General features: G+C 63.9%; 27 protein-coding genes. 7 read left to right on the plus strand and 20 right to left on the minus strand.

The window, feature by feature from the left end:
• Positions 1 to 53: 53 nt before the first annotated feature.
• The 9 genes from phnN to X739_RS160060 all read right to left on the minus strand — a co-directional run bounded on the left by phnN (position 54) and on the right by X739_RS160060 (position 9677).
• Positions 54 to 683 (minus strand): phosphonate metabolism protein/1,5-bisphosphokinase (PRPP-forming) PhnN, encoded by a 630-nt coding sequence (gene phnN / locus X739_RS160100; protein ID WP_023772176.1) that lies wholly within the window; start codon positions 681 to 683, stop codon positions 54 to 56.
• Entirely contained in the window at positions 680 to 1819 is a 1140-nt protein-coding gene (locus X739_RS160095; RefSeq protein ID WP_023772175.1) for an alpha-D-ribose 1-methylphosphonate 5-triphosphate diphosphatase, read from the minus strand. Before X739_RS160095 ends, phnN begins: the two co-directional genes overlap by 4 nt.
• Before the next feature lie 34 nt (positions 1820 to 1853).
• Positions 1854 to 2561, minus strand: coding sequence for a DUF1045 domain-containing protein (locus X739_RS160090; RefSeq protein ID WP_023793175.1), 708 nt, complete (start codon positions 2559 to 2561; stop codon positions 1854 to 1856).
• Between the two features lie 151 nt (positions 2562 to 2712).
• Positions 2713 to 3525 (minus strand): 5-deoxy-glucuronate isomerase, encoded by an 813-nt coding sequence (gene iolB, locus X739_RS160085; RefSeq protein WP_023793178.1) that lies wholly within the window; start codon positions 3523 to 3525, stop codon positions 2713 to 2715.
• Positions 3526 to 3529: 4 nt separating this feature from the next.
• Positions 3530 to 3748, minus strand: a complete 219-nt coding sequence (locus X739_RS160080) for a DUF3329 domain-containing protein (RefSeq protein WP_023772172.1) — start codon at positions 3746 to 3748, stop codon at positions 3530 to 3532.
• A 62-nt stretch (positions 3749 to 3810) separates the two neighbouring features.
• Positions 3811 to 4728, minus strand: a complete 918-nt coding sequence (gene iolE, locus X739_RS160075) for a myo-inosose-2 dehydratase (protein WP_023793180.1) — start codon at positions 4726 to 4728, stop codon at positions 3811 to 3813.
• 122 nt (positions 4729 to 4850) lie between these two features.
• Positions 4851 to 6701 (minus strand): 3D-(3,5/4)-trihydroxycyclohexane-1,2-dione acylhydrolase (decyclizing), encoded by a 1851-nt coding sequence (iolD, locus tag X739_RS160070; RefSeq protein WP_023793183.1) that lies wholly within the window; start codon positions 6699 to 6701, stop codon positions 4851 to 4853.
• Positions 6702 to 6739: 38 nt separating this feature from the next.
• Positions 6740 to 8674 (minus strand): 5-dehydro-2-deoxygluconokinase, encoded by a 1935-nt coding sequence (gene iolC, locus X739_RS160065; protein WP_023793185.1) that lies wholly within the window; start codon positions 8672 to 8674, stop codon positions 6740 to 6742.
• Positions 8675 to 8831: 157 nt separating this feature from the next.
• Entirely contained in the window at positions 8832 to 9677 is an 846-nt protein-coding gene (locus X739_RS160060) for a MurR/RpiR family transcriptional regulator (protein WP_023772168.1), read from the minus strand.
• A gap of 152 nt (positions 9678 to 9829) precedes the next feature.
• Here X739_RS160060 and X739_RS160055 point away from each other — a divergent pair, with 152 nt between their 5' ends.
• Complete coding sequence (locus X739_RS160055; protein ID WP_023793188.1) at positions 9830 to 10939, plus strand: Gfo/Idh/MocA family oxidoreductase; 1110 nt, start codon at positions 9830 to 9832, stop codon at positions 10937 to 10939.
• 20 nt (positions 10940 to 10959) lie between these two features.
• Here X739_RS160055 and X739_RS160050 read toward each other — a convergent pair whose 3' ends face one another.
• Positions 10960 to 11658, minus strand: a complete 699-nt coding sequence (locus X739_RS160050; protein ID WP_023793190.1) for a YafY family protein — start codon at positions 11656 to 11658, stop codon at positions 10960 to 10962.
• Positions 11659 to 11787: 129 nt separating this feature from the next.
• Between X739_RS160050 and X739_RS160045 the strand changes: the two genes are divergently transcribed.
• Positions 11788 to 12423 (plus strand): LysE family translocator, encoded by a 636-nt coding sequence (locus X739_RS160045; RefSeq protein ID WP_023793192.1) that lies wholly within the window; start codon positions 11788 to 11790, stop codon positions 12421 to 12423.
• A gap of 43 nt (positions 12424 to 12466) precedes the next feature.
• Here the strand turns inward: X739_RS160045 and X739_RS160040 are convergent, their stop codons facing one another.
• The 3 genes from X739_RS160040 to X739_RS160030 all read right to left on the minus strand — a co-directional run bounded on the left by X739_RS160040 (position 12467) and on the right by X739_RS160030 (position 14534).
• Entirely contained in the window at positions 12467 to 12982 is a 516-nt protein-coding gene (locus tag X739_RS160040) for an SRPBCC family protein (RefSeq protein WP_023772165.1), read from the minus strand.
• Positions 12960 to 13325: a metalloregulator ArsR/SmtB family transcription factor gene (locus tag X739_RS160035; RefSeq protein WP_023772164.1), complete on the minus strand. Its 366-nt coding sequence runs from the start codon at positions 13323 to 13325 to the stop codon at positions 12960 to 12962. Before X739_RS160035 ends, X739_RS160040 begins: the two co-directional genes overlap by 23 nt.
• A 117-nt stretch (positions 13326 to 13442) precedes the next feature.
• A complete protein-coding gene (locus X739_RS160030; protein WP_023772163.1) occupies positions 13443 to 14534 on the minus strand; it encodes a 3-deoxy-7-phosphoheptulonate synthase in 1092 nt (363 codons plus the stop codon).
• Between the two features lie 265 nt (positions 14535 to 14799).
• Here X739_RS160030 and X739_RS160025 point away from each other — a divergent pair, with 265 nt between their 5' ends.
• Positions 14800 to 15045, plus strand: coding sequence for a type II toxin-antitoxin system VapB family antitoxin (locus tag X739_RS160025; protein ID WP_023772162.1), 246 nt, complete (start codon positions 14800 to 14802; stop codon positions 15043 to 15045).
• Positions 15042 to 15467, plus strand: a complete 426-nt coding sequence (locus tag X739_RS160020; protein ID WP_031240294.1) for a type II toxin-antitoxin system VapC family toxin — start codon at positions 15042 to 15044, stop codon at positions 15465 to 15467. The genes X739_RS160025 and X739_RS160020 overlap by 4 nt, the downstream gene beginning before the upstream one ends.
• A 35-nt stretch (positions 15468 to 15502) precedes the next feature.
• Here the strand turns inward: X739_RS160020 and X739_RS160015 are convergent, their stop codons facing one another.
• The 6 genes from X739_RS160015 to X739_RS159990 all read right to left on the minus strand — a co-directional run bounded on the left by X739_RS160015 (position 15503) and on the right by X739_RS159990 (position 21924).
• Positions 15503 to 16297, minus strand: a complete 795-nt coding sequence (locus tag X739_RS160015) for an SDR family oxidoreductase (RefSeq protein WP_023772160.1) — start codon at positions 16295 to 16297, stop codon at positions 15503 to 15505.
• A gap of 32 nt (positions 16298 to 16329) precedes the next feature.
• Positions 16330 to 17325 carry an inositol 2-dehydrogenase gene (gene iolG / locus X739_RS160010; protein ID WP_023772159.1) on the minus strand — a complete coding sequence of 332 codons (996 nt, stop codon included), beginning with the start codon at positions 17323 to 17325 and terminating at the stop codon, positions 16330 to 16332.
• A gap of 114 nt (positions 17326 to 17439) precedes the next feature.
• Positions 17440 to 18207, minus strand: a complete 768-nt coding sequence (locus X739_RS160005; RefSeq protein WP_023772158.1) for an ATP-binding cassette domain-containing protein — start codon at positions 18205 to 18207, stop codon at positions 17440 to 17442.
• A 2-nt stretch (positions 18208 to 18209) separates the two neighbouring features.
• Positions 18210 to 19286, minus strand: coding sequence for an ABC transporter permease (locus X739_RS160000; RefSeq protein ID WP_023772157.1), 1077 nt, complete (start codon positions 19284 to 19286; stop codon positions 18210 to 18212).
• A gap of 108 nt (positions 19287 to 19394) precedes the next feature.
• A complete protein-coding gene (locus X739_RS159995) occupies positions 19395 to 20336 on the minus strand; it encodes a sugar ABC transporter substrate-binding protein (RefSeq protein WP_023772156.1) in 942 nt (313 codons plus the stop codon).
• A gap of 556 nt (positions 20337 to 20892) precedes the next feature.
• Positions 20893 to 21924, minus strand: a complete 1032-nt coding sequence (locus X739_RS159990; protein WP_023793199.1) for a LacI family DNA-binding transcriptional regulator — start codon at positions 21922 to 21924, stop codon at positions 20893 to 20895.
• Between the two features lie 136 nt (positions 21925 to 22060).
• Between X739_RS159990 and X739_RS159985 the strand changes: the two genes are divergently transcribed.
• From X739_RS159985 to X739_RS159975, 3 genes are read left to right on the plus strand one after another with little or no spacing between them, the layout of a single operon-like run.
• Entirely contained in the window at positions 22061 to 23152 is a 1092-nt protein-coding gene (locus X739_RS159985) for a fatty acid desaturase family protein (protein ID WP_023793201.1), read from the plus strand.
• A gap of 26 nt (positions 23153 to 23178) precedes the next feature.
• Positions 23179 to 23493, plus strand: a complete 315-nt coding sequence (locus tag X739_RS159980; RefSeq protein ID WP_023793203.1) for a MocE family 2Fe-2S type ferredoxin — start codon at positions 23179 to 23181, stop codon at positions 23491 to 23493.
• A gap of 5 nt (positions 23494 to 23498) precedes the next feature.
• Positions 23499 to 24728: an FAD-dependent oxidoreductase gene (locus X739_RS159975; protein ID WP_023781891.1), complete on the plus strand. Its 1230-nt coding sequence runs from the start codon at positions 23499 to 23501 to the stop codon at positions 24726 to 24728.
• Between the two features lie 151 nt (positions 24729 to 24879).
• Here X739_RS159975 and X739_RS159970 read toward each other — a convergent pair whose 3' ends face one another.
• Entirely contained in the window at positions 24880 to 25839 is a 960-nt protein-coding gene (locus tag X739_RS159970; protein WP_023793206.1) for a DUF1402 family protein, read from the minus strand.
• Positions 25840 to 25920 lie beyond the last annotated feature (81 nt).

Below are 25920 nucleotides of genomic sequence, written 5' to 3' on the forward strand. Positions count from 1 at the left end.
CAGCCCGGAGCGTTTCCAGCGGCAGCGCAAGCAGGCGGGTGAAACAAGGCAGATCAGATCAGGCCCGACATGTCGGAAAAGGCCATGGCCTTGCGCAGCACTTCCGCGAAACGTTCGCCGGCCACTTCGCGCGGACCGCTGTTGTCGATTGACGTGACGCCAGGGCCGGACAAGCTCATATTGGCGCTGCGCGCCAGCCGCGCCAGCACCTCGCCGCGCGACTCGCGGCCGCGCATCGCCAGCCGCTCCGCCAGCACCTCGGGCGAAGCGGTGATCTCGACGACGGCCAGATTGGCATAGCGCTCGCGCAAGGCGGGGATGATCGCGCGCGACACGTTGGCCACGGCGACATGTCCATTGGTGACAGACCAGTCGACATCGGCAGGCAGGCCATAGCGCAGGCCATGCGCTTCCCAGGAGATGGCGAAGGCGCCGTCAGCCTCGGCCTCCGCGAAGGCGGCGTCGGCCAGCGTATCGTGGTCCTCGCTCGCCGTATCGCTCGGCCTGGTGATGACGCGGCGCACGAACTCCAGCTGCGTCTCGTCGGCAAAGAGCGCCTTGGCATAGCCTATGACCGTGTCCTTGCCGGCGCCGCTGGGGCCCACGACAGCGACGAAGACGCCGTGGCGGATCGGGAAGGTTTCGGCGGACAGTTCGCGCTCGATCGAGGCCGACACCATCATGCCACCCGGCATCCCTGCCGCCAGACGGTGCGTACGACCGGAACATGATCGTCGACGCGCACGCGCACCAGATCGGCGCGACGGCCCTGCTCGATGACGCCGCGGTCGTCGAGGCCGACGGCCCGCGCCGGGTTCTTCGAAACCATGGCGACGGCCCGCGGCAGCGAAATACCTTCGACCATGTCGCCGAGGAAGAAGGCCGACTGGATCAGGCTGAAGGGAATGTAGTCGGACGACAGGATGTCGAGCAGGCCGTCACTGGCCAAGGTGCGTGCCGAGACATTGCCCGAATGCGAGGCGCCGCGCATGACATTGGGCGCCCCCATCAGCACCCCGAGCCCGGCGGCCTTCGACGCACGCGCCGCTTCCTCGGTGGTCGGGAACTCGGCGACCCGCACACCCTGCTCGATGGCCTCCTCGACATGAGCCGACGTCGCATCGTCGTGGCTGGCAAGCACGATGCCGCGCTCCCGGCAGGCGGCGGCGATGAAGACGCGGTTCGGCCCGGAGTTGCGTGACGATTCGTCCATCCGCTTCTCGCAGAATTTCTGGAAATCGCGATCCGAGAGTTTCAGCTTGCGCTGGTAGTAGTAGGCATAGGTTTCAAGATTGACGAACTGGCGCTGGCCCGGTGCGTGGTCCATCAGCGACGCCAGCTTGACCCGTTCGTCACCGTCGAAATTGGCGAATGCGTTGAGGCAATCCGGCGCTGAAACCTCGCAGCGAAGGTGCAGGAAGTGATCGGCCCGCAAACGATCCTGCGCGACGCTGTCCTCGATCGCATCGGCCAGCTTGCGTATGTCGTCCAATGTCAGGTCGGCGTCCTCGTCCATGCCGACGCGCAAGGCATCGAGCACGGTCGTGATGCCGGCGGTCGCCACCTGCGCGTCATGGGCGAGCACCGCGGCGATCGGGTTCCAGCGCACTTTCGGCCGCGGCGCATAATGGCCCTCGAGATGGTCGGTGTGGAGTTCGACCAGCCCTGGAATGATGAAGTCGCCGCCCATGTCCTCGCCGGTCCGGGCCGAACCGGCATCGATGCCCGCGATCAAGCCATCGCGCAGCACCAGTGAGCCTTCGACGATCTCGTCGGCAAGAACGATGCGGGCGTTGGAAAGAACAGTTTCGGCGGTCATTGCGGGTAGTCCTTGGTCTTGCAGTGGGTTTCGTTCAGGCGATTTTTCGGGCCGGGCGGCGTCCGAGCGCGTGCTGGGAAAGCACCATGAACGGCGCACCGGGCTCGGGTTCGATAAACAATGTCAGCGCGTCCACGAGCACGGGCTGGCGCAACACATCGGCGAAAAGGCTGTCGATGGCGGCGCGCAGGCGAGGGCTTTCCCGTGGGCCGGCCCGCCCCGACAGGGTCATGTGGAAGCGGAAGGTCTCGAAGACATAGGGATAGCCCCATTGGCAGAGATTGCGAAACTCGACCGGCTTCAGCGAATCCGGGCTGCGCCGCTCGATCTCGGCCTCGGACAGCGGCGCGCGAAACCGATCGAAATCGCGTACCACATCGTCGGCGAAGCGGTTGAGCGGCGGCAGCGGACCATCCGGCACCAGCGCGAAGAAGGTGTCGATCTGGCTGACGACCAGGCGCGGGATCGTGACGACAGGCGTAACCTCGGCAAAATGATCCAGCGCCGCGCGGAGCGAGGGTTCGGTCTCCGTCGCAGCCAGGTGGAAGGGCGCCTTCAGCGTCGCGTGAAAGCCATAGCGGCGCGCCGAAGCGGTGTGGAAGGCCACTTCCGCCGCCGACAGATCGGCAACGGCCTCAACCGGCCTTGTCGCGGCGCCGAACGGATCGCGGCCCAGCCAATTCGCGGCGATGCGCGCCAGCGGCTCGTCCTGCCGGGGGGTGAAATAAATGGCATAGCGCATGGGAAGTCCTCGTCAGAACTGTTGCCATAGGTGATTTCCATGACGGATTGACGAAGCTTTGACGGGTTTTAGAAGGCAAATCGACACTTCGGGTCCTTAGCCGACGATTTTTCCAAGCTGGACCAATAAGTTCGGCCGGACGGCGACACGGTCAGGCCTTCATCAACCATTCGTGCTCGGGAGCATTGTGGAATTTCCACGTCCGCTTCGGTCCGGCCATCACGTTGAGGTAATAGAGGTCATAGCCGTGGCAGGCGGCACAGGGGTGATAGCCCTTGGGCACCAGCACCACATCGCCATCCTCGATCGCCATGGCTTCGTCCAGCGCGCGATGTCCGCTTTTGTCGGCATCGGTGTAGACGCGCTGGAAGGCAAAGCCCTGGGGCGGGTTGAGGCGATGGTAGTAGGTTTCCTCGAGATAGGACTCGGCAGGCAGGTTGTCCTGGTCGTGCTTGTGCGGCGGGTAGCTCGACGTGTGACCGCCGGGCGTGATGACCTCGACGACCAGCAACGAGTCGGCCGGCTGGCCTTCCGGCAGGATGTTGGTGACGTAGCGCGTGTTGGTGCCCTTGCCGCGCACCTCCTGGCCGAGATTGCCCGGTCCGATCACCCGGACCGGCAGGCCGCCGCCAAGACCGGGCGCCGAGCAGACGCCAAGTTCCAGCTCGGTATCGGCCGTCACCGACCAGTCCGATCCCTGCGGCACATAGACCGACCACGGCTTGCCATCGAAGGGCGACATGCGCTCGCCGAGCAGGCCGAGATCCTTGCCGCCGGCTTTCACGGTACCCTTGCCGGTCACGAACACCAGGCAGACTTCGCGGTCTTCCGTCTTTCCCGACGCGTTTTCGCCCGGCTTCAGCCGATGCAGGTCGAAACCGACATAGGTCCAGCCGGCGCTTTTCGGCGTCACATGGGCGACGCGGCCATGGCCCTTGTCGGCTTTGACGAGCAGTTTCGACATCGGGTTACTCCTTCGGTTCGGTCTCGCTTGCGGCCTTGCTCTCGTCCACCGGCTTGTAGAGATAGAAAAACTGCCAGATGGCGTAGCCGGCAAAACCGAGCGCGATGACGCCCCAGAACGGCGTGCCGGACGCGAACTCGATCACCGACCAGATCAGGCAGACGGCCACGACGGCGATGCGCCGCCAAAGCGGACGGAAGAACGGGTGTTCATAATCTTTCATCGCGCCATCCGAATTCAGCAATCCGTCCTCAGATAGACCGCGCCTCACGGCGAATCCAGTCTTCAGGCATTCGGAAAACCTTGCGTCTCCACCGTGTAGCCGGCTGATGTCATCACCCGCATCAGCTCCCTGTGGCCAACCTGCGCCATCTTCAACGGCGGGTTCTTCTTCGGGTCCTGTTCAGCCTCGACCACGAACCAGCCTTCATAGCCATGGTCGGCGAAGAGCTGCACGATGGCGCCGAAATCGAGCGATCCGTCGCCCGGCACGGTGAAGGCGCCGAGCGCCACCGCATCGAGGAAAGATTGCCTGGTGCGGTCGAGCTTCTCGATCACGCCCATGCGCACATCCTTCACATGGACGTGGCTGATGCGCTTGTGGTGGTTGTCGATGGCGCGCAGCACGTCGCCGCCGGCAAAGGCGAGGTGTCCGGCATCGAGCAGCAGTGGGATGCCTTGGCCGGAATGGCGCATGAAGGCATCGAGCTCCGCCTCGGTCTCGACCACAGCCGCCATGTGATGGTGATAGGACAGCGGCATGCCTTGCCCGGCGCACCATTCGCCGAATTCGGTCAGGCGCCGCGCGTAGGCCTTCATCTCGTCGCCAGTGAGCTTCGGCTTGGTGGCGAGCGGCTTGGTACGGTCGCCCTGGATCGAGCGGCCGACCTCGCCATAGACGATGCAGGGCGCGTCGACCGCCTTGAACAGGTCGATCATCGGCTGGATGCGGTCCTTGTTGGCAGCCATCTCCTCGTCGACCAGCGTGCCCGAAAACCAGCCGCCGCACAGCGTCACGTCGGCGGCCTTCAGGATCGGCAGCATGATGGCGGGGTCGTTGGGAAAGCGCCGGCCCATCTCCATGCCTGTGAAGCCGGCCGAGCGCGACTGGCGCAAACATTCCTCCAGCGACACGTCATCGCTCAGTTCGGCAAGATCGTCGTTCCACCATGCGATGGGGGACATGCCCAATTTGGCTTTCAAGTCGTCACTCCGGTCCCAAAAACAGTTTCATTTCTTGTCTGTTGGCGCCGCCCCTCATCCGCCTGCCGGCACCTTCTCCCCGTATAGTGACGGGGAGAAGGGAGGAGCTTGGGCGGTCGATATCAATCGCCGACGTTCTGCATCCGCCGCTTCTCGTCATAGGCCTTGCGCGCGGCGTTCACTTGAGGCCGCGCCGAGACCTCGGGCACCGCCACATCCCACCAATGGCCGCCGGCATCGGTCGAAACCAGCGGATCGGTGTCGATGACCAGCACGGTGGTGCGATCGTTCTTCTTGGCTTTTTGCAGCGCGTTTTCCAGCTCGGCGATCGACGGCACTTTCTCGGCTATCGCGCCCATGCTTGCCGCATGCGCGGCAAAGTCGATGTCGGGCAGGATTTCGTGGCGCGAGTCCTGCAAGAGATTGTTGAAGTTGGCGCCGCCGGTCGCCATCTGCAGCCGGTTGATGCAGCCAAAACCCCTGTTGTCGAGCAGCACGACGGTCAGCTTCAGGCCGAGCATCACCGAGGTGGCGATCTCGGAGTTGAGCATCAGGTAGGAGCCGTCGCCGATCATGACGACGACCTCCTCGTCGGGCTTGGCCATCTTGGTGCCGAGCCCGCCGGCGATCTCGTAACCCATGGTCGAGAAGCCATATTCGGCATGGTAGGAGCCGGGCGCGCCGGCCTGCCAGAGCTTGTGCAGTTCGCCCGGAAGGCCGCCTGCCGCATGCAGCAGCGTCACGCCTGAGCCCATGGCGCGCTGCACGGCGCCGATCACCTGCGCATCCGAGGGGAAAGCAGCGTTGGTCGAGGCCGTCACCTTGGCCGCAGCGGCCTGCCAGGCCTTCTTGCCGGCGGCCGCATTGTCGGTCCAGGCGGCAGGCGCCTTCCAGCCTTGCAGCGCGGTTCCCAACTCGGCCAGCCCTTCCCAGGCATCCGCGACCAGCGGCAGCGCCCGGTGCTTGCCGGCATCGAAGGGCTGCACGTTGAGCCCGATGATGGTCTTGCCGGAATTCTTGAACAGCGCCCACGAGCCGGTGGTGAAATCCTGCAGCCGCGTGCCGATGGCGAGCACGACATCGGCCTCTTCCGCCAGCCGGTTGGCGGCCGAAGTGCCGGTAACACCCACCGCCGCCATGTTGAGCTGGTGATCGTCCTGCAGCGAGGACTTGCCGCCTTGCGTTTCGCAGACGGGGATGCCGGCGGCTTGGGCGAATTTGGCCAGTTCGTCCGAAGCCTGAGAGTAGAGCACGCCGCCGCCGGCGATGATCAGCGGCTTCCTGGCTCCCTTGAGCGCTGCCACGGCCGCCGCCAGTTCGCCACGGTCCGGGCGCGGCCGGCGCTGGCGCCAGATCCGCTCGGCAAAGAAGCTTTCGGGATAGTCATGGGCCTCGGCCTGCACGTCCTGGCAGAGCGACAAAGTCACCGGGCCGCATTCGGCCGGATCGGTCAGCACCTGCATGGCGCGGCTCAGCGCCGGAATGATCTGCTCCGGCCGGGTGATGCGATCGAAATAGCGCGACACGGGGCGGAAGCAGTCGTTGACCGTCGCCGTGCCGTCGGAAAAATCCTCGGCCTGCTGCAGCACGGGATCGGGAATGCGGTTGGCAAAGACGTCGCCCGGCAAAAACAGGACGGGCAACCTGTTTACGTGGGCAAGGGCCGCCGCCGTCACCATGTTCATCGCGCCGGGGCCGATCGAAGAGGTCGCGGCCATGAAGCGGCGGCGGAAATTGGCCTTGCCATAGGCGATCGCCGCATGCGCCATCGCCTGCTCATTGTGGGCGCGGAAGGTCGGCAATTCGTCACGCACCTGGTAGAGCGCCTCGCCGATGCCGGCGACATTGCCATGGCCGAAGATAGCCCAGACGCCGCCGAAGATCGGCGTTTTTCTCCCGTCGATCTCGGTCATCTGGCGGGACAGGAAGCGGGTCAGCGCCTGCGCCATCGTCAGGCGGATTGTCTTGCTCATGGTGTTTTCCTCCGCAGTCGCTACACCGTTGCGTGTTGTTATGCCGCCTTGCGGCCGCGCGCGGCAAGCCACGCTTCGGTCAACTGTTCGAAACGCGACGCCATGTCGGCGACTGCCTCGTCATCCGACATCCTGCCGGCCAGCCATTGTTCGGCTGCGTGGACGAAGATGGTGCGCCCGACGGCAAAGCCCTTGACGATAGGCGCGTTGGCCGTGGCGGCGAAAGCGGCCTCCAGCTCGTCCTGCGGCGCCTCCAGGCCAAGCAGAACAATGCCGCGGCACCAGGGGTCGTGCTTCAGGATCACCGCCTCGATCTTCGCCCAGGCGCCGCTCGACGCCTGCGGTTCGAGTTTCCACCAGTCCGGCTTGATGCCGAGCGCATAGAGTTCCTCCAGCGCGCGCGGGATCGTCGTGTCGTCGAGCTTGCCGTGCTTGCCGGCGATGATCTCGATGAGAAGTTCGCGGCCAACTTTGCGCGCGGCCTCGAACAGCGCGCGCAGCTTCTGCTGTTGTTCTTCCTTCAGTTCCGCCGGATCGTCGGGATGATAGAAGCACAGACACTTGATGCAGTGGTCGACAGGCCATTCGGTAAGCTGCGAGCCGATGTCCTGCGAGAATTCGAAGCGCAGCGGCCGCGAGCCAGGCAGTTCCACCGGTCGTCCGAGCCAGGCGAAGGGGTGGCGGGCGAATTCGAACATCGCCTCGCGGCCATGTTTCTCGTCGATCAGCATGCCATAGCCGTCGCGGCCGGCGGCGACCTTGGCCGCTGCCTTGACCGCCAGCACCTTGAAATCGCGGATGCGCGCCGGATCGGCACCTGTCTTGGCCGCCACATCCTCGAGCTGCACACGGTGATCGCAGGCGAGCGCCATCAGCGAGGGCATGTCGCGCCGGCGTGTCGTCGCCCAATGGATGTGGTTGATCGCCTCGTCCTTGCGCAGCGCGCGATGCTTGCTGCCGTTCTCGAGGAAGAACTGCAGCTCCTCGAAGGTCGGGTATTCCGGCGCGCAGAGCAGCCGCGACACGGCGAAGGCGCCGCAGGCATTGGCCCAGGTCGCCGCCGTGGCAAGGCTTTCACCGCCGAGCCAGCCGCGCAACAGACCGGACATGAAGGCGTCACCGGCGCCAAGCACATTGTAGATCTCGATCGGGAAACCCTTGCCGACGACGCCGTCCTCGAGATCGTCGCTGATCGGTCCGTCATAGACGATGCAGCCCATGGCGCCGCGCTTCAGGACGATGGTGGCCGAGGACAGTGAGCGTATCGTCTTCAGCGCGCTCAGGCAGTCGTCGGCGCCGGACGCGATCATGATCTCTTCCTCGGTGCCGACGATGAGGTCGCAATCGGGCAGCACCGTCTTCAACCGGGCCGAGACGCGGTCGGATTTGACATAGCGCTCAAATCCTTCGGCGTGGCCGGCAAGGCCCCACAAATTTGGGCGATAGTCGATATCGAACACGACCTTGCCACCCCTGGCCTTCATAATGCGGATCGCCTTGCGCTGGGCGGCATCGCTGCTGGCGCGGGAAAAATGCGTGCCGGTGACGACGATCGAACGGGCCGAGGCAATAAACGCCTCATCGATATCCTCCTCGGCCAGCGCCATGTCGGCACAGTCGGATCGGTAGAAAATCATCGGCGAAACGCCTTCGCTCTCGACCGAAAGCAGAACCAGCGCGGTCAACCGCTCCTTGTCGGTCTTCAAACCGTCGGTGTTGACGCCTTCGCGTTTCAGCTGTTCGCGGATGAAGCGGCCCATCTGCTCGTCGCCGACGCGCGTCAGCAGAGCCGAGCGCAGCCCGAGCCGCGCCGTGCCGACGGAAATATTGGCCGGGCAGCCGCCGACCGACTTGGCGAAGGAGGTGATGTCCTCCAGCCGCGATCCGATCTGCTGGCCATAGAGGTCGACCGACGCGCGGCCGATGGTGATGACATCGAGCGGCGCCTGTCTTGCGTCCACGGCTTCGCTCATTGGAACCTCCCGTCGGTCGTGTCGTCATGGACAACATTGTTTGGGTAACACGCGCGAGCGGCTGCGTGGCGCCGGCAATATGAAATAATAATTCCAATCCATAGTCAATATGGAATGAGCGTTCCCTTGGCTAAAATTGCCTTGATGGAATGCCTGATCAAGCCTTGCGCTTACGGCTGGCGTCGCGCCGCTTCTCGCCGACGCCGACGGTCAGCGCCATGGCCAGCGCCATCGTCGCCGACAGCGAACGGAAGCCGGCGAAATCCGCCTCGGCAACCTCGAACCAGACCCTGGCGAACTGGGCGAGCGGCGAGAACGAGCTGTCGGTTATGGCGACGATCGGCACGCCCTGCTCGGAAATGGCGCGCGCCTCCTCGATCGTGGCCGGCGCGTAGGGCGAGAAGCTGATGGCGATGACGGCGTCCGCCGGTGTGGCGAAGCCGACCATCTCGGCATTCAGGCCGGCTGCCGATTCGATCAGCTGGTTGCGGATCTTCAGCTTGCCGAGCGCATAGGCGATGTAGGAAGCCACCGGATAGGAGCGCCGCTTGGCCAAGACATAGATGGTCTGCGCCTTCGCCAGCAGCGAAATCGCCTCTTCCAGATGCGCATCGTCCAGGGTGCGGGAAATGTCGTTGAGCGAGGTGCTGGCGGCGGCGATGAAGCCGTCGAAGATCGCCCGGTGGCCGGCGCCGCCCTCGGCCTTGGCGCGCAGCGCCTGCAGCCGCTCGTCATAGGAAGAGTTGCGCTCGCGCAGCCGCTCGCGGAACACCTGCTGCAGGCTGGTAAAACCGTCGAAGCCAAGTTGCTGGGCAAAACGGATCAGGGTCGAGGGCTGCACGCCGGCCGAAGCGGCGATGCTGGCGGCGGTACCGAAGGCGATGTCGTCGGGATTGTCTAGCGCATAGGCGGCGATCTGGGCGATGCGCTTGGGCAGGGTCTCGCGCCGGTCCAGAATCGTGGCACGCAGCGTCTCGAAGTCGCGAGGTACCTGTTCGTCCATCGTCCCTCTGCCCAAGCCTGTCTGGACACCCTCTCTGCCCCATCATAGCGAGCCTGCGCAAGAACGCCATAAAAAATGAGGCAGACATTCCATTCCTAGAAAAAATGGACTAATTCATCCACTCGGGTTTTGTGGCAGCGAAGGAACGAAAAATGGTCGGCGTCGGTCTTATCGGCACGGGTTTCATGGGCAAATGCCACGCCATCGCGTGGAGCGCCGTCGGGGCCGTCTTCCCCGATTCGGCCAAGCCACGGCTCGTCCATCTCGGCGAGGTCAATGAGGATCTCGCCAAGCGCAAGGCCGGCGAGTTCGGCTTCGCCAAGGCCACCAGTGACTGGCGCGCCGTCGTCAACGACCCGGAGGTCGATATCGTGTCGCTGACAACGCCCAACCAGTTCCATCCGGAAATGGCCATCGCTGTCCTCGAAGCCGGCAAGCATCTGTGGTGCGAAAAGCCGATGGCGCCGAGCTTTGCCGAAGCCGAAGCGATGGCGGCCGCGGCGAAGAAATCAGGCAAGGTCGCGGCGCTTGGCTACAACTACATCCAGAGCCCGGCCATCCGTCACATCGGCGCGCTGCTCGACGAAAAGATCATCGGCGAGGTCAACCATCTGCGCATCGAGATGGACGAGGACTTCATGGCCGATCCCGAGGCGCTGTTCTTCTGGAAGCACGAGGCGACTTCCGGCTACGGCGCGCTCGACGATTTCGCCGTGCATCCGCTGTCGCTGGTCTCGGCGCTGTTCGGCCGTGTCGGCAGCGTCATCTGCGACATGGCCAAGCCCTATGCCGACCGCAAGCTTGCTTCAGGCGGCCGACGCGCGGTGGAGACCTACGACATCGCCAGCGTGCTGATGCATCTGGAAAACGGCATTGCCGGAACGCTGCAGGTCAACCGCTCGGCCTGGGGCCGCAAAGGCCGCATCGCCATCCAGATCTTCGGCTCCAGGGGATCGATCCTGTTCGACCAGGAGCGGATGAACGAATTCCAGCTCTACCTGACGTCCGACCGAGCCACCGAACAGGGCTATCGCAACATTCTGGTGGCGCCGCAGCACAGACCCTATGACCTCTTTGTCCCGGCGCCCGGCCACGGCCTCGGCTTCAACGACCTCAAGATCATCGAATGCCACGAATTGCTGACACGGATTGCCGGGAAGCCGGCCCGGCTCCTCGAGTTCGCCGAAGGACTGGAGATCGAGCGCACCGTGCACGCCATGGCGCGCTCCTTCGAGGAGAAGCGCTGGGTGGATGTAAGGTAGGATTCGCTGCGCTGGTCGCTTTAGCCGGAGGCCGCTGCATTGACTTCCCATCCATCGACCCAGACCTGCCGCAAACGATCGCCTTCGCCCTTGAAACGTAGCCCGGTCGGCCGGCAATCCTCGATCCGGTCGCTGCGGAAATTGCGGATCGCCTGGCGCAGCTCGCACCAGGCGACGATGTTGGCGGTTTCGGCGTAGTAGATCAGAGCGATCGGGCGGATGAGGCGCTCGGAAGCGCGGCCAAGTTCGTCGCGATAGGAGAGCTCGAGCTTCTCCTCGTCGCGTATGGCGCGGCGCACCAGCGCCAGATCGATCGCACCTGCGGAGGGCGCGGCGAATCCCCACGCATGCAGTGCATTGGCGTCGAGCGTCTGGCGCAAGGGCGGCGGCACGGCGCCGGCGATCTTGGCGCCGACGCGCTTGGCCGCCTGCTTGAGCTCGTCGTCGCCCGTGCGCTCCAGCAGCGCCAGCGACAGGACGATCGCCTCCATTTCCTCGATCGAAAACATCAGCGGCGGCAAGTCGAAGCCGGGGCGCAGGATGTAGCCGATGCCACGCCCGCCCTCGATCGGCACGCGCATCGCCTGCAGCGCCACGATGTCGCGATAGATCGAGCGGATCGTCACTTCCAGCTGGCCGGCGATCATTGACGCCGTCACCGGCTGGCGCGCCAGCCGCAGGATCTGGATGATCTCGAACAGGCGTGACGCCTTGCGCATTTTTCTAACCCGGCACCAATTACAACTGACACACCATCGTCAGTTGGGCCAGCCTATAGGACTGCCTATCGGTTTGAAAATCAACGGGTTCGGCGGAGGCTGAGCCGAGCGTGACGACAGGCAACTGACATGGGCTATGCTGAAAATCTCTGGCTGTTTTTTATCCTCCTGTTCGGCATCATCGCCGTTCCAGGCATGGACATGCTGTTCGTGCTTGCCAATGCGTTGACCGGCGGGCGCGACAGGGGTCTTGCCGCGACCGGCGGCATCATGGTCGGCGGCATGGTGCACACGCTGAACGGCGCGATAGGCGTCGGCCTGCTGATGCATTTCGTGCCGATCCTGTTCAAGCCGCTGCTGATTGCCGGCGCCGCCTACATGGCCTTCATCGGCATCACGCTGATGCGCAGCTCCATCACCGTCGGTCACGACGGGCCCGCCGGCAGCCGCTCGGCATGGAAGGCGTTTCGCCAGGGCTTGGTGACCTGCCTGATCAACCCGAAGGCCTATCTCTTCGTGCTCGCCGTCTATCCGCAGTTCCTGAAACCTGTGTACGGCCCGATCTGGATGCAGGCTACGGTGATGGGCCTGCTGACCGCGCTGACGCAGGCCGCGATCTATGGCGGGCTCGCAATATCGGCCGGCCGCAGCCGCAAGCTTCTGATCGCCAATCCACGGGTAACCATTCTTGCCGGCCGGGCGGCCGGGCTGCTGCTCTTCGCGGTCTCCGTGTTCACTGCATGGGAAGGGCTGAGGGCGGCGTAGTCTCGGGCTGAACCGAACCGCCGCCCTTCTGGCGCCGGCAGGATCAGGCGGCGCCCTGCTGCAGCGTGGGGAGAAGCTCGTCCAACTGCCCGAACGTCTCGGCCATCGCATCCGCCGCCCCGGTGCCGGCGGCGTCGAGGGCTTTCTTCGAGGGATAAAGCTCATGCATGATGAGCAGCGTCTTGCCGCCTTTCTCCTCGAAGGTCACCGTGGTGACGGGGCCATCGTCACCACCTTCGTCATTGGTCCAGACAAGGCGCGAGGGCGGTGTCACTTCGAGATACCTGCCGAAGAATTCGGCAGGGTGCGAGTCATCACTCCCGAACACCAAACGGTACCCGCCTCCCGCACGAACATCCATCTCGCACGAACGCAGCAACATGCCCATCGACTTCGGCGCCCACCACTGCTTGAACAGCTCGGGCTTTGTCCACGCTTCAAAGACGATGCGGGCCGGCGCGTCGAAGCTTCGCGTGACGACCAGCTCCCGGTCGGACTTTCGTTCCACCGTCGTGCGGTTCTGCATGGGGGTGGGCTCATTCGCTCTCTTTTCGTCCATCGGCTTCCTCCTTCCGTTTCATTTCCTCGACAACCTTGTCCAGCTCGTCGAAGCGTGCGGCCCAGAGCTGGCGATATCTCTCGATCCATGCCGTCTCCTCCTCCAGGCGGCGCAGGCCGAGCTTGCAGGTCCGCACGCGCCCGACCTTCCGCGTCGTGACGAGGCCCGCCTGCTCCAGGACGCCGACATGCTTCTTCATGCCCGTGAGGGTCATGTGGAATTTCTGGGCCAGGTCCGTGATCGAAGCATCCGCACGGCCGAGCTGCTCCAGAACCCCGCGTCGGGTGGCGTCCGAAAGCGCGGCGAACGAGGAATCCAGGCGGGCAGGATGATACTGAACCATTTGGTTCAGTATGTAACACGCGGATCGGCGGCATGCAAGGAGGTGGGGAGCTGCGGGGCCTAAGAGCGGCGTGGTCCTGGGCTGAAACCCGGAAGCGCCGCCCTTATGCTCCACAGATCAGGCGGCGCCTTGCCGGCTCTCCATGATCGCGCGGCGTGCCGAGCGGCGCCATTCGACAGCGCCGGCAAGGCCGTGCAGCACGGTCTCGGTGGTCGCCCAGTCGATACAGCCATCGGTGATGCTCTGGCCGTAGACCAGCGGCTTGCCGGCCATCACATCCTGCCGGCCGGCGACGAGATTGCTCTCGATCATGACGCCGATGATGCGCTCGTCGCCCGCCGCGACCTGGCCAGCGACGTCGGCCGCGACCTTGGGCTGGTTCTCCGGCTTCTTGGTTGAGTTGGCGTGGCTGACATCGATCATCAGACGGGGGGCGATACCGACGCGGACGAGTTCGACCGATGCGGCTTCGACGCTTGCCGCATCGTAATTGGGCTGAACGCCACCACGCAGGATGACGTGGCAATCCTCGTTTCCGGTCGTCGCCGCGATGGCGCTGCGTCCGCCCTTGGTCACCGCCATGAAATGATGCGGCTGGGCGGCCGACTTCACGGCCTCGCCGGCGATCCTGAGATTGCCGTCGGTGCCGTTCTTGAAGCCGACCGGGCAGGAGAGACCCGAGGCCAGCTCGCGATGGATCTGGCTCTCGGTCGTCCGCGCGCCGATGGCGCCCCAAGCGACGAGGTCGGCGATGTATTGCGGCGTCGTCATGTCGAGGAATTCGGTCGCCGCCGGCAGGCCGAGATTGTTGACGGCGGACAGCACGTTGCGCGCCATCCGCAGCCCCTTGTCGATGTTGAAGCTGCCGTCGAGGTCGGGATCGTTGATCAGGCCTTTCCAGCCGACCGTCGTGCGCGGCTTTTCGAAATAGACGCGCATGACGATCTCAAGCCGGTCGGACAGTGCCTCGCGCAGCGCCGCCAGACGGCTGGCATATTCAACGGCCGCGACCGGATCGTGAATGGAACAAGGGCCAACGATGACGACAAGCCGATCGTCGGTCCCGGTGAGGATGGAGTGAATGGCGTTGCGCGAGGCGGCAACGGTGCGTGTCGCCGTGAGTGAGCGCGGTATCTCGCGCATCACCTCGTCCGGCGTGCTCAGCAGTCTCAGTTCCTTGACCCGGAGGTCGTCTGTGGTGGTCAACACGGCTTTCTGCTCCTGTTTGGGAACCTGCCGGCTGAAACAAAAAAGCCGCCAGGTCTGGCGGCTGTTCGGATCTTGTTGCTGCAATCTTCAGATCGAGCGCAATCCTCCCGCCGCCAGCGAGCTCCTAAAGTACCAATACGTGGCGGTCAGGTTGATCATGCGTGGGCTATAGCCGAACTCGCGTTTAATGTCACGCACCTGATGGCGGTCTTGTTTGAATATGCAGGAAGGTATATGTTGGATATTCCAAAAAGGATATGCTCCGATGCCGCTTTATGTGAAGGACCGAGAAGTCGACCGGCTGGTACTTGAGGTGCAGCGCCTCACAAAGGCGCCGAGTAAAGCGGAGGCGGTTCGCCGGGCCCTGACGCATGAAATTGAGCGCGCCCGCAGTGTCCAAAGTGTATCGGAACGCTTGGCGGAGGCAGTCAGAATGGCTGGTGAAATCGGAGCGGATAATCCTGACTTCGATATGAGAGCCTATTCGGACGAGCTTTCAGGGGGATTATGAGCTTGTTCATTGACGCTTCGGCGGTCGTCGCTCTGTTGCGTCCGGAGCCCACGGCAGGAGAACTAGCCGCCCGGATGGATGCCCATGGCGGGCCTTTCTTCATTTCGGCGGTCGTTCGTTTCGAGACCGCAATGGCCTTGGCGCGTTCAAAGACCCCCCTGCCTTCACCCGTCCAACCGACGGCGGTCGCAAAGGCGAATGCGGCCGTGGACCGTTTCGTGCAGGATTTGGGGATCGGCGAGGTCGTCATTTCGGCCGAAGTCGGGCGGCTCGCCATCGAAGCCGCACAAAACTACGGCAAGGGTGTCAATTCGCCGGCGCAGCTCAATATGGGCGATTGCTTTTCCTATGCCTGTTGCAAGGCATATAATTTGGCTTTGCTCTACACCGGTCAGGATTTCACAAAGACTGACATAGGATAGGTTCAATGTGCGCCCCGCAGATCGCTCGCATGAAGCTACTCCGGCAAAGACCCAGCAACGCTCTGGTCGTAGTCGACCAGCGATCCGGTCATGACGCCCGATTGCGGGCTGACCATATAGCTGATCAGCCGCGCGAGCTGGTCCGGCTTGACCAATTGGCCCATCGGCTGCGCGGCTTCGGCCTTCGCCAGCCAGTCGTCGGGCGCGTCGTGCCATTTCTTCTGCACGATGTCCTCGCCCTCGGTGTCCATCCAGCCGGGCAGCACGGCGTTGCAGCGGATGCGGTTGAAGCGATAGGCGTTGGCGACGTTCTTGGTCAGTGTCATCAGCGCGCCCTTGCTGGTCGAATAGGGCGTCAGGAAGGACTGCCCGGTATGCGCCGACATCGACAGTACGTTGACGATCGACCCGGGCGCCTTTTTCTCCAAGAGATGCGCCACCAAGCCCTGCATCAGGAAAAACGGGCCGCGCACATTGGTGTCGAATATCTGGTCGAATAGCTCCTCTGACGTCTCGACCAGCGTGCCGCGCGCCGAGGTGGCGGCGGCGTTGACCAGTGCGTTGAGCGTGCCGAAATGCGAGATCGCGGTGGCGACCGCGCGCTTGCAGTCGGCAACCTTGGAGACGTCGGCGCTGATGAAGATCGCGTCGACGCCCGATTTCTTGAAATGAGCAACAGCCTTGTCGCCCTTCTCCTGCGAGCGGCCGATGAGCGCCAGCGCCCGGCAGCCTTCGTCGGCCAGCGCTTCGGCGACCGCGAATCCTATGCCTTGCGCACCGCCGGTGACGATGGCGCGTGTATTCGAATTGCGATCGGCGGATGCGCTCATCGCTCTACTCCTGTGCCTTGGGGGTCCGGTTCTTACTTGTCGAGACGAATGGTCTTGCCCGTGGTCGCCGACTTCAGCGCCGCATCGGCCAGCTTCAGCGCCACCAGGCCGTCAGCGCCGCTCGGCGCCGCCTTCTTGCCGGATGTCGCCGCCGCTATGAAGGCGGCGATCTCGAGGGCATAGGCGTCGAGGTAGCGGGTCATGAAGAAGTCGTGCAGCGGCGGGCGCGTATAGCCCTTTTCGTTGGCGAGTTCGATCGACACCGGCCGCTGGTTCTCGGCCGCCACCATGCCCTTCGAGCCGTGCACCTCGATGCGCTGGTCGTAGCCATATGTGGCGCGGCGCGAATTGGAGATGACTGCCTGCTTGCCCGAAGCCGTTTCGAGGATGACGCTGACCGAGTCGAAATCGCCGGCTTCGCCGATTTTCTTGTCGACCAGCACCGAGGCGTGCGCGCTGACCGCGACGGGCTCCTCGCCGAGCAGAAAGCGCGCCATGTCGAAATCATGAATGGTCATGTCGCGAAAAATGCCGCCCGAACGCTTGATGTAGTCGATGGGTGGCGCGCCGGGATCGCGCGAGGTGATGATGACCATCTCGACCGTGCCGATGGCGCCATCGACGATAGCCTTGCGCACGGCGGCGAAATGCGGGTCGAAACGCCTGTTGAAGCCGACCATCAGGGTCGCCTTGGCCTTGTCGACAACGGCCAGGCACTGCTCGACCCGCTTGACGTCGAGGTCGATCGGCTTCTCGCAGAAGATCGCCTTGCCGGCCGTGGCGAAGCGCTCGATCAGATCGGCATGGGTGTCGGTTGGCGTGCAGATGACGACCGCGTCGATGTCCTTGGACTTCTCGATTTCGTCGATGCTGCGCACCTCGGCGCCATAGGCAACAGCCAATTCGCTCGCCGCCTTCTCGAAGGCATCGGCCACGGCGACCAGTTTTGCCTGGGGATTGGAACCCACGGCGCGGGCGTGGACCTTGCCGATGCGGCCGGCACCAAGGAGGGCGAAGCGAACAGTCATGGATATTTTCCTCTGGGGATGGTTCGGAGCGGGGCGCCGGTCATGGGCGCTGAACGATTTTCCGGTCAAGACAAATCGACGGGAAGGCGATGACCTCGCCTCCGAGCCCGGCCCTTAGGCCGCGAGTTCCGCCTCGCCGGTCTTGGCGCCGGTGATATAGGATACGATGTCCTGCCCGTCGGTATTTTCCTTGCGCAGATTGGCGACGATGCGGCCGCGCCGGAACACCACGATGCGGTCGCAAAGGTCGAACACCTGGCGCATGTTGTGGCTGATCAGGATCAGCGGCTCGCCATTGTCCTTCAGCGTGCGGATGATGTTTTCGACCTGCGCCGTCTCCTGCACGCCGAGCGCCGCCGTGGGCTCGTCCATGATGATGAGCTTGGAAGCAAAGGTCGCCGTCCTGGCGATCGCCACGCACTGCCGCTGGCCGCCCGACATATGGCGGATGGTGTTGGAGAGGTTCGGGATCTTCACCGCGGTGCGGACCAGCGCCGCCTCGGTTGCCTTGCGCATGTATTTGCGGTCCAGGATCGAGAATGGCCCGAGATTGAACAGGACTTTCTCGCGGCCGAGGAACAGGTTCGACGGCACGTCGAGGTCGTCGGCCAGAGCCAGGTTCTGGAACACCGTCTCGATGCCTGCCTCGCGGGCCTCGATCGGTCCGGCGAAATTCACTTCCTTGCCATCGAACCAGACCTGGCCGCTGGTCCGCTGCTCGACGGCGGTGATCTGGCGCACGAAGGTCGACTTGCCGGCGCCGTTGTCACCCATGATGGCGACGTGCTCGCCCTTGCGCAGCTCGAAATTGGCGCCTTCGAGCGCATGCACGCCGCCATAGCGCTTGGTGAGGTTCTCGGTCTTCAGGACGATGTCTGACATGGTCAAGCCCTCATTGCCCGCATGCGTTGGCGCCACTGGTCTAGAACGACCGCGCCGACGATGATCACGCCCTTGACCATCTCCTGGTAGTAGGCGTCGAGGCGCAGGAAGGTGAAGCCGGAGATGATGACGCCGAAAATCAGCGCGCCGATCACCGTGCCGATGATGGAGCCACGGCCGCCCGACAGCGAGACGCCGCCGATGACCGCCATGGCGATGGCATCGAGTTCGTACATGACGCCCATGCCGGCCTGGGCGGTGAGGTTCTTGGAGGAGAGCACGACGGCGGCGAGCGCGGCGAGAATGCCGGCGATGACATAGACGAGGATCTTGTGGTTGGCGATCTTGATGCCAGACATGCGCGCTGCGTCCTCGTTGGAGCCGATCGCGTAGCAGTGCTTGCCGTATCTGGTGTAGGTCATGATCAGCTGGAACAGCACGGCCAGCGACAGGAAGATGATGACGGGCATCAAGCCCTTGCCGATCGCGGCGAAACTGTCCGTCGGGAACGAGATCGGCTGGCCCTTGGACCACCATTTGGCGATGCCGCGCGCGGTCACCATCATGCCGAGCGTGGCGATGAAGGGCGGGATGCGCGTGTAGGCGATCAGCGCGCCATTGACGAGGCCGGCGAGCAGGCCGCAGCCGATCGCCACCAGCACCGGGACGATCACGGGCAGGTCGGTCCAGCCCTGGGCCAGGAACATCGCCTTGGGGTTGGGATTGCCGTTGACGGTCGCGACCTGGGCGAAGCTCATGGCGATCATGGCTGTCGCGCCGACGATCGAGCCGGAGGACAGGTCGATGCCACCCGTAATGATCACCTGGGTGACGCCGATGGCGATGATGCCGACGATCGACACCTGCAGGATGATGATCTGCAGGCGCGCCTCGTTGAAGAGGCCGGAGACGTCGCTGCGGGTGTTGAACAGAAAGCTGTCGCCGAGGAAGACCCGGCCGATCAATTCGAAGACGACGACGAGGATGACGAGCGCCAGGAAGACGTTGAATTCGGCCGGCCATGTGCGCTTCCTGGCGTCATAGCTGACCCCGCCGACGCCGTGAGATGTCTGTGCCAATTCTTCTATCCTCCGTCAGCCGCGGCCGTCCCCGAGCCCCTTTCGGGCGCCGAGGGAAGCGGAGCGGCGCTGTCGCCGCGCGAGAGCGCCGCCCCGTATGTCCGCGGCTCAGTTCTTCTTCAGGAACTTGTCGATGTTGGCCGGCGTGACCAGCTGGAACGGGACATAGACCTTGTGCTCGACCTTCTCGCCCTTGGCGAGCTTCAGCGCCGCATCCAGCGCCCCGGCGCCCTGGCCGGCGGCGTCCTGGAAGACGGTGGCGTCGAGGTCGCCCGCCTGCATGGCTGCAAGCGCGTCCTGGGTGGCGTCGACGCCGCCGACGACAACCGACTTCATGTCGACGTTGGCGGCCTTCATGGCCTGGATGGCGCCGATGGCGCTTTCGTCATTGTTGGCGATGACGCCGTCGAACTTCTTGCCGGTCGACAGCCAGTTGGTCATCAGGTTCTGCGCCTGGTCGCGATCCCAGTTCGAGGTCTGCTTGTCGATGATCTTGATGAAGCTGCAGTCCGGCGTGGCGATGACATCGTCGATGTCCTTGGTGCGCTGCACGGCGGCCTGGTTGGAAAGCTCGCCCATGATCACATAGACATTGGCTTCCTTCTTGCCGGCTTCCTTGAACAGGCGGCAGACTTCCTTGGTTTCGAGCGTGCCGGAATCGGCCTCGTTCGAGGCGACGAAGGCCTGGTTGTCGGGCAGCGTGTCGACATTGACCGGCTGGCGGTTGACGTAGACCAGCGGGATCTTGGCCGCGGCCGCCGCATCCGACATCGCCTGCGTGGCCGAGGTGTCGACCGGGTTGACGATGATGGCGTCGACGCCGGAAGCGGCGAAGTTCTTGATCTGGTCGAGCTGCTTGGCGACGTCGTTCTGCGCGTCTTCGACCTGCAGCTCGACGCCGCTCATGCCCTTGGCCTGCTCGATCATGCCGTTGCGCAGCACGGTGAGGAAATTGTCGTCGAACTTGGCCATCGAGACGCCGATCTTGGCGGCCATGGCCGATGAACTCATCAGCGCCGCGAAGGCGACGCCCAAAAGCAGTTTCTTCATTGTATTTCTCCTCCACTTTTGGTGTCCGGTTGCACCGATCTCTCCGGAATCCCCGATCTGGCTGGGGAATCTCTCCCGATTACCGTCTCTCTCCCCGGGTTGCGCCTGCCGTTTGCCGGGACGCCAAGGCCTCTTGATCAAACAGATCTTCCGGAACGAAAGAACCAAAATACATGCCTGGTGAAATATTTATTCCATTTGCTCGGGAGGCGTCAAGGGAGATTCCAGAACCGGATGTGCGATTTTGGCGGACAGGGGATGCTGGCGGAGCCGAACGGCGTCTGCGCGCCGGGTCCATTCCTTGGGTGCCGTGGGCGGGCGATGGCATGGCGTTCAGAAATGCCAGATGTCTCTCTGCAACAAGAGATCGAGCGGCGCTCTCCAGACCCTGCACGCCGCCGCCTGCTTCACTTGCCGTTCGACACTGAGCTTGCCGTTGAGATCGAAGAAAGCTCCAATTCGCCTGCGGGCGTGGAGCTTCTTTCCCCTGGTGCTGTAGTTGCGGATCGGCAGCCAGTGGCGGCTCGTCGGGCGCGGTGCCCGAGGTCAATGCTCGCTAGATGTTCTCGGGCAGGTAGATGTCGAACGGCAGGAAGGTCTGGCCGGGTGCGTTGGCCGCACCCGTCTCGATGGCATGCGCCATGAGGTCGAGCAGTTCGCGGCACAAGGCGGCCAGCGGCGTGGAGATCACCATGGTGAGCGCCCCATCCGCCAAGGCGGACCGCGAGACCGCCGATATCTCGTTGCAGACGACCGCCGGCATCTCGGCGGGCCTGGCCTGCCGCAGCGCCGCGACCGCGCCTTCCATGCCGCCACCCGCGACATAGCAGCCGACGAGGTCCGGGTGGCGGCCGAGCAGGTCGAGCAGCGTGTCCTGCGTGATCTGGTTGGCCTCGAGATTGACCAGCGTTTCCAGCAAGGTGAAGTCCGGCGCCTGTTCGCGGAAGAAGGAGCGGAAGCCGATTTCGCGCAGTTCGTGACCGTGGAAGCGGTGGCTGCCGACGAACAGCGCGACCTTGCCCGGCCGCTTCGCCGCCTTGGAGATCATCCAGGCCGCGGTGCGGCCGACCTTGCGATTGTCGAGGCCGACATAGCCCTCGCGAATGCCGGCCGCGAAGTCGGACAGCAGGGAAAAGACCGGCAACCCCTTGGCCTTCATCTCCTCGACGGTGACCGTCAGCGCCGGGTGATCCGGCCCGACCAGGGCGACCGCCCTGCATTTGGCCGCCAGTTTGCGCGTGCGGTCGACGATTTCGTCCGGCGCCAGCGAACTGGCGAAGTCGATGATGGCGACGCCGCGGAAGCGCTGGGATTGCGATACCGCGAGTTCGAGCTGCCGCGCGAACTCCGCGTAGAAGACGTCATTGGCCCTCAAAAGCAGGAAACCCAGCCGGTATTCCGGCAACTCGTGGCGCATACGCTGCTTGATCAGGCCGGCGGCGTGATAGCCGATCTCGGTCGCGGTCTCGTATACGCGGCGCGCCGTTTCCTCGCGCACCGGCAAGCGATTGTTGAGCACGCGGTCCACCGTGGCAACGCTGACGCCGGAGACGCGCGCCAGATCAGTGATGGTCGGCCGTTTCGCCATGATCGCCCCTCGCTCGATTCACTGATATCGATACCTGACTTTGATAGGAAATGATAGAAACTATCTTTGTGATGTTGAGTCTATCATGGCGAGGCGTTATTTCTGGGTATCGAGCCCCTTGCCTTGGGAGGCAATCATGACCGCAGCACCGTCCCGGCGTGACTACAGCCTGATCGGCCGCGACGCCCGCCTTGCCGTCGAGAACGGCCTATCGGCGGCCGAGTGGTATCACACCGACATTCCCCGCAAGCAGATGAAGGAGCTGATGCAGCGCTCCGATGGCCCGGCGATCCGCGACACCGCGATCTGGCTGGCCGCCCTCATCATCAGCGGCGTCGGCGGCGCCTGGTTCTGGGGCAGCTGGTTGTGCGTGCCGTTCTTCTTCGTCTACGGCGTGCTCTACGGCTCATCGACCGATTCACGCTGGCACGAATGCGGCCACGGAACCGCGTTCCGGACGCAGTGGATGAATGACGCGGTCTATCAGATTGCCTGCTTCATGATCATGCGCAACCCGGTGACCTGGCGCTGGAGCCACACGCGCCATCACACCGACACCATCATCGTCGGCCGCGATCCCGAGATCTCGGTGATGCGGCCGCCCGACCTAGCGCGCCTCATCCTTGGTTTTGTCGGCGTGCTCGACGCCTGGCACGCAATGTCGGACATGCTGCGCAACGCCGCCGGCAACATCAGCGCTGCGGAAAAAACCTTCATTCCCGAACAGGAGCAGCCCAAAGCGATCCATATTGCCCGCATCTGGACGGCCATCTATGCAGGAGCAATAGCGCTGGCGCTCCATGCCGGGTCTTTCCTGCCCTTGATGCTGGTCGGCCTGCCCAGGCTCTACGGCGCCTGGCACCATGTGATGGTCGGCCTGCTCCAGCATGGCGGCCTTGCCGACAACGTCACCGACCATCGGCTGAACAGCCGCACCGTCTACATGAACCCGATCAGCCGCTTCATCTACTGGAACATGAACTACCATGTCGAACATCACATGTTCCCGATGGTGCCCTATCATGCGCTGCCCAGGCTGCACGCGCTGATCAAGCATGATCTGCCGGCGCCGACGCCGTCGATCCTGGCCGGTTACCGCGAGATGATCCCGGCCTTCCGCCGCCAGCTGCGCAACGAGGATTATTTCCTCAAGCGCGAGCTGCCGCCGACCGCCAGGCCGTACCGCGAGGAATTCCACAACGACACCGTCGCCGCGGCGGCGGAATGACATCCGACGACTGCAGGGAGGACTGAATGAGCGATTGGGTCGAGGCCTGTGCCGCCGGTGACATCGACGAAGAGGATGTGATGCGCTTCGATCATGAGGGGCGTACCTTCGCCATCTATCGCAGCCCGGACAACGACTATTTCGCCACCGACGGACTTTGCACGCATGAGAAGGTGCACCTCGCCGACGGATTGGTGATGGACGACATCATCGAATGCCCCAAGCACAATGGCCGCTTCAACTACAAGACGGGCGCGGCCAGGGGCGCGCCGGTCTGCGTCAACCTCAGGACCTATCCGGTCAAGGTTGACGCGGGCAAAGTGCTGGTTCAGATCGGGTGAAGGACATGGCGCCAGGAATGGTGATCATCGGGGCCGGCGAATGCGGCGGACGGGCAGCACTCACGCTGCGCGATCTCGGCCATGACGGGCCGGTGACGCTCGTCGGCGACGAGCCGCATCTGCCCTATGAGAGGCCACCCCTGTCCAAGGAGGCGATGGCCAGCGACGCGCCTGCAATCAAGGCGATCGCCAGCGACGAAATCCTGGCTGAAAAGTCGATCCGGCATATCCATTCCGTTCAGGCCATTGCGATCGATCGCGCGGCGCATACGGTGCGCCTGTCCGACGGCTCGGTGCTGCCCTACGACAAGCTGCTGCTGGCTACCGGCTCGACCCCACGCAAGCTGCCGATGCCTGGCCTTGGCGGGCGCTGCGTCTATCTCAGAACCTTCGCCGATGCGCTGGCCATCCGCGCTCATCTCAGCGCCGGCAATCGCATCGCGGTTATCGGCGGCGGCTTCATCGGCCTAGAGCTTGCCGCGGCGGCGCGCAAGCTTGACGCTTCGGTCACCGTCATCGAGGCGCAGTCGCGCATCCTGATGCGCGGCGTTCCGGCCGAGATCGCCGAAATCATCCATGACGCGCATGTCGCCGAGGACGTCGACATGGTCTGCGGGGAAGGCATCTCCGCCATCGCCGACGACGGCAAGGAGGTGCGGGTGACGCTTGCCGGCGGCCGGGAGATCATTGCCGACCTCGCCGTGATCGGCATCGGCGCCGTGCCGGTGACCGGGCTCGCGGCGGAAGCCGGCCTGGCCATCGAAAACGGCATCGCGGTCGACGCAGAACTGCGCAGCAGCGATCCCGACATCTTCGCCGCCGGCGACTGCTGCTCGTTCCCGCTTGCCGTCTATGGCGGCCGCCGCGTGCGGCTGGAGGCATGGCGCAATGCACAGGAACAGGGCGCACTGGCGGCGAAGAACATGCTGGGCGCTGGCGAGCCGCATGCGGCGGTGCCGTGGTTCTGGTCGGATCAGTATGGCCTGTCCCTGCAGATCGCGGGACTTTCCGACGAAGGCAAAACGGCCGTGCGCCGCGACCTTGGCGACGGCGCCTTCATCCTGTTCCATTTGGCCGACGACGGCAGGCTGGTGGCGGCCAGCGGAATCGGCCCAGGCAATGCGGTGGCACGCGACATCAGGCTGGCCGAAATGTTGATCGGCAAGCGTGCGAAGCCGTCGGCGGACGCGCTGGGATCGCCTGAAGTCAAGCTGAAGGCGTTGCTGGCGGCCTGAACGGTCGCACTACCCGTCGATGCCGCAGCCGTCCCTCATCTGACTGCCGGCATCTTCTCTCGGAGAACGGGGAGAAGGGGGCTGTGGCAACCTCGCCGCGATTCACGCACCGCTACCGATTGGCGAAATCGTCGAGCGTATCCTCTCACGCCTAGAACAGCGCCCTCAACTCGTCCAGCTTGTCGTTGACCAGCCAGCCGTAATAATTCTCTTCCGGCAGCTTCTCCGGTTCGCCGGTGGCGCGGCGTTTTTCGTTTTCCTCCTTCAGCGCATAGGCGCGCTGTTCCGGATTGCCGACGTTGTAGAGCGTGGCGGTCAGTCCCGGATTGCCAGAAATGTCGAAGCCGGCGATGCTCTTATAGGCGTCGATCGACTTCCTGATCGTCGCGGCGACGTAAGGAAGCGTCAGGTCCGGATCCATGATGGTCTTGTAGACCGAGTTGGGATCGGAGACATCGAGCTTCGGCAGGCCCGACACCTTGTGCACGAGGTCGCTCATCTGCAGGGCGGTCAGAGGGTTGAGCTGGCCGAGGCCGAAGGTCTGGCCGGCATAGTAGGGCTGGAAGAAGGTGGCGCCGAAACGGTTGTCGGGGAAATCCTCGCCGCCGACGGTCTTGCCGCGAAACGAGCGGTTCCAAACCTGTTCGCGGCATTCCCACAGATCGTAGCTGTCCGAAATCGCGGCGCATTTTCTGAATTCCGGCCGCTGCACGAAATCAGTGATGTCCTCGCCATCATAGGCGAAGGAGAGCTTGCTCGAGAGGTAGGAGATCGCCTTGACATAGTAGGTCTGCAGCCGGTCATAGGCGTCGACATTGTAGGTGTGCTCGCCGACGATCGCGCCGACGATGTGCATCGGGTCAATGCCATAGGCGCTCGCCGCCTTCTTGATCTTGGCGCGCAGATCGGCGTCGTTCTGCAGCAAGGCATAGACCTTGCGATATTTCGCCTGGAAGGTGGTGCTGGTCGCCTGGGTGCGGCGGCTGGAGGCGCCGGGAATATCAGGTTGCTCGGCATTGCGGTTGCCCGGCGGCACCAATGTCGCCGCGTCGGCGGCGAACAGCGTCGCAGCCAGCGTAAAGCCGAGAATGACCAGGATGAGTTTTTTCATGCGCCGCCGCCTAGAGAATTGCCGCGCAAACTAGGTAAAGCACCTAGTCGAGTCGAGAGCGCCTCTTCATCCGGCGAGACG

The sequence above is a fragment of the Mesorhizobium sp. LNHC209A00 genome (assembly GCF_000502915.1).
Lineage (GTDB): Bacteria > Pseudomonadota > Alphaproteobacteria > Rhizobiales > Rhizobiaceae > Mesorhizobium.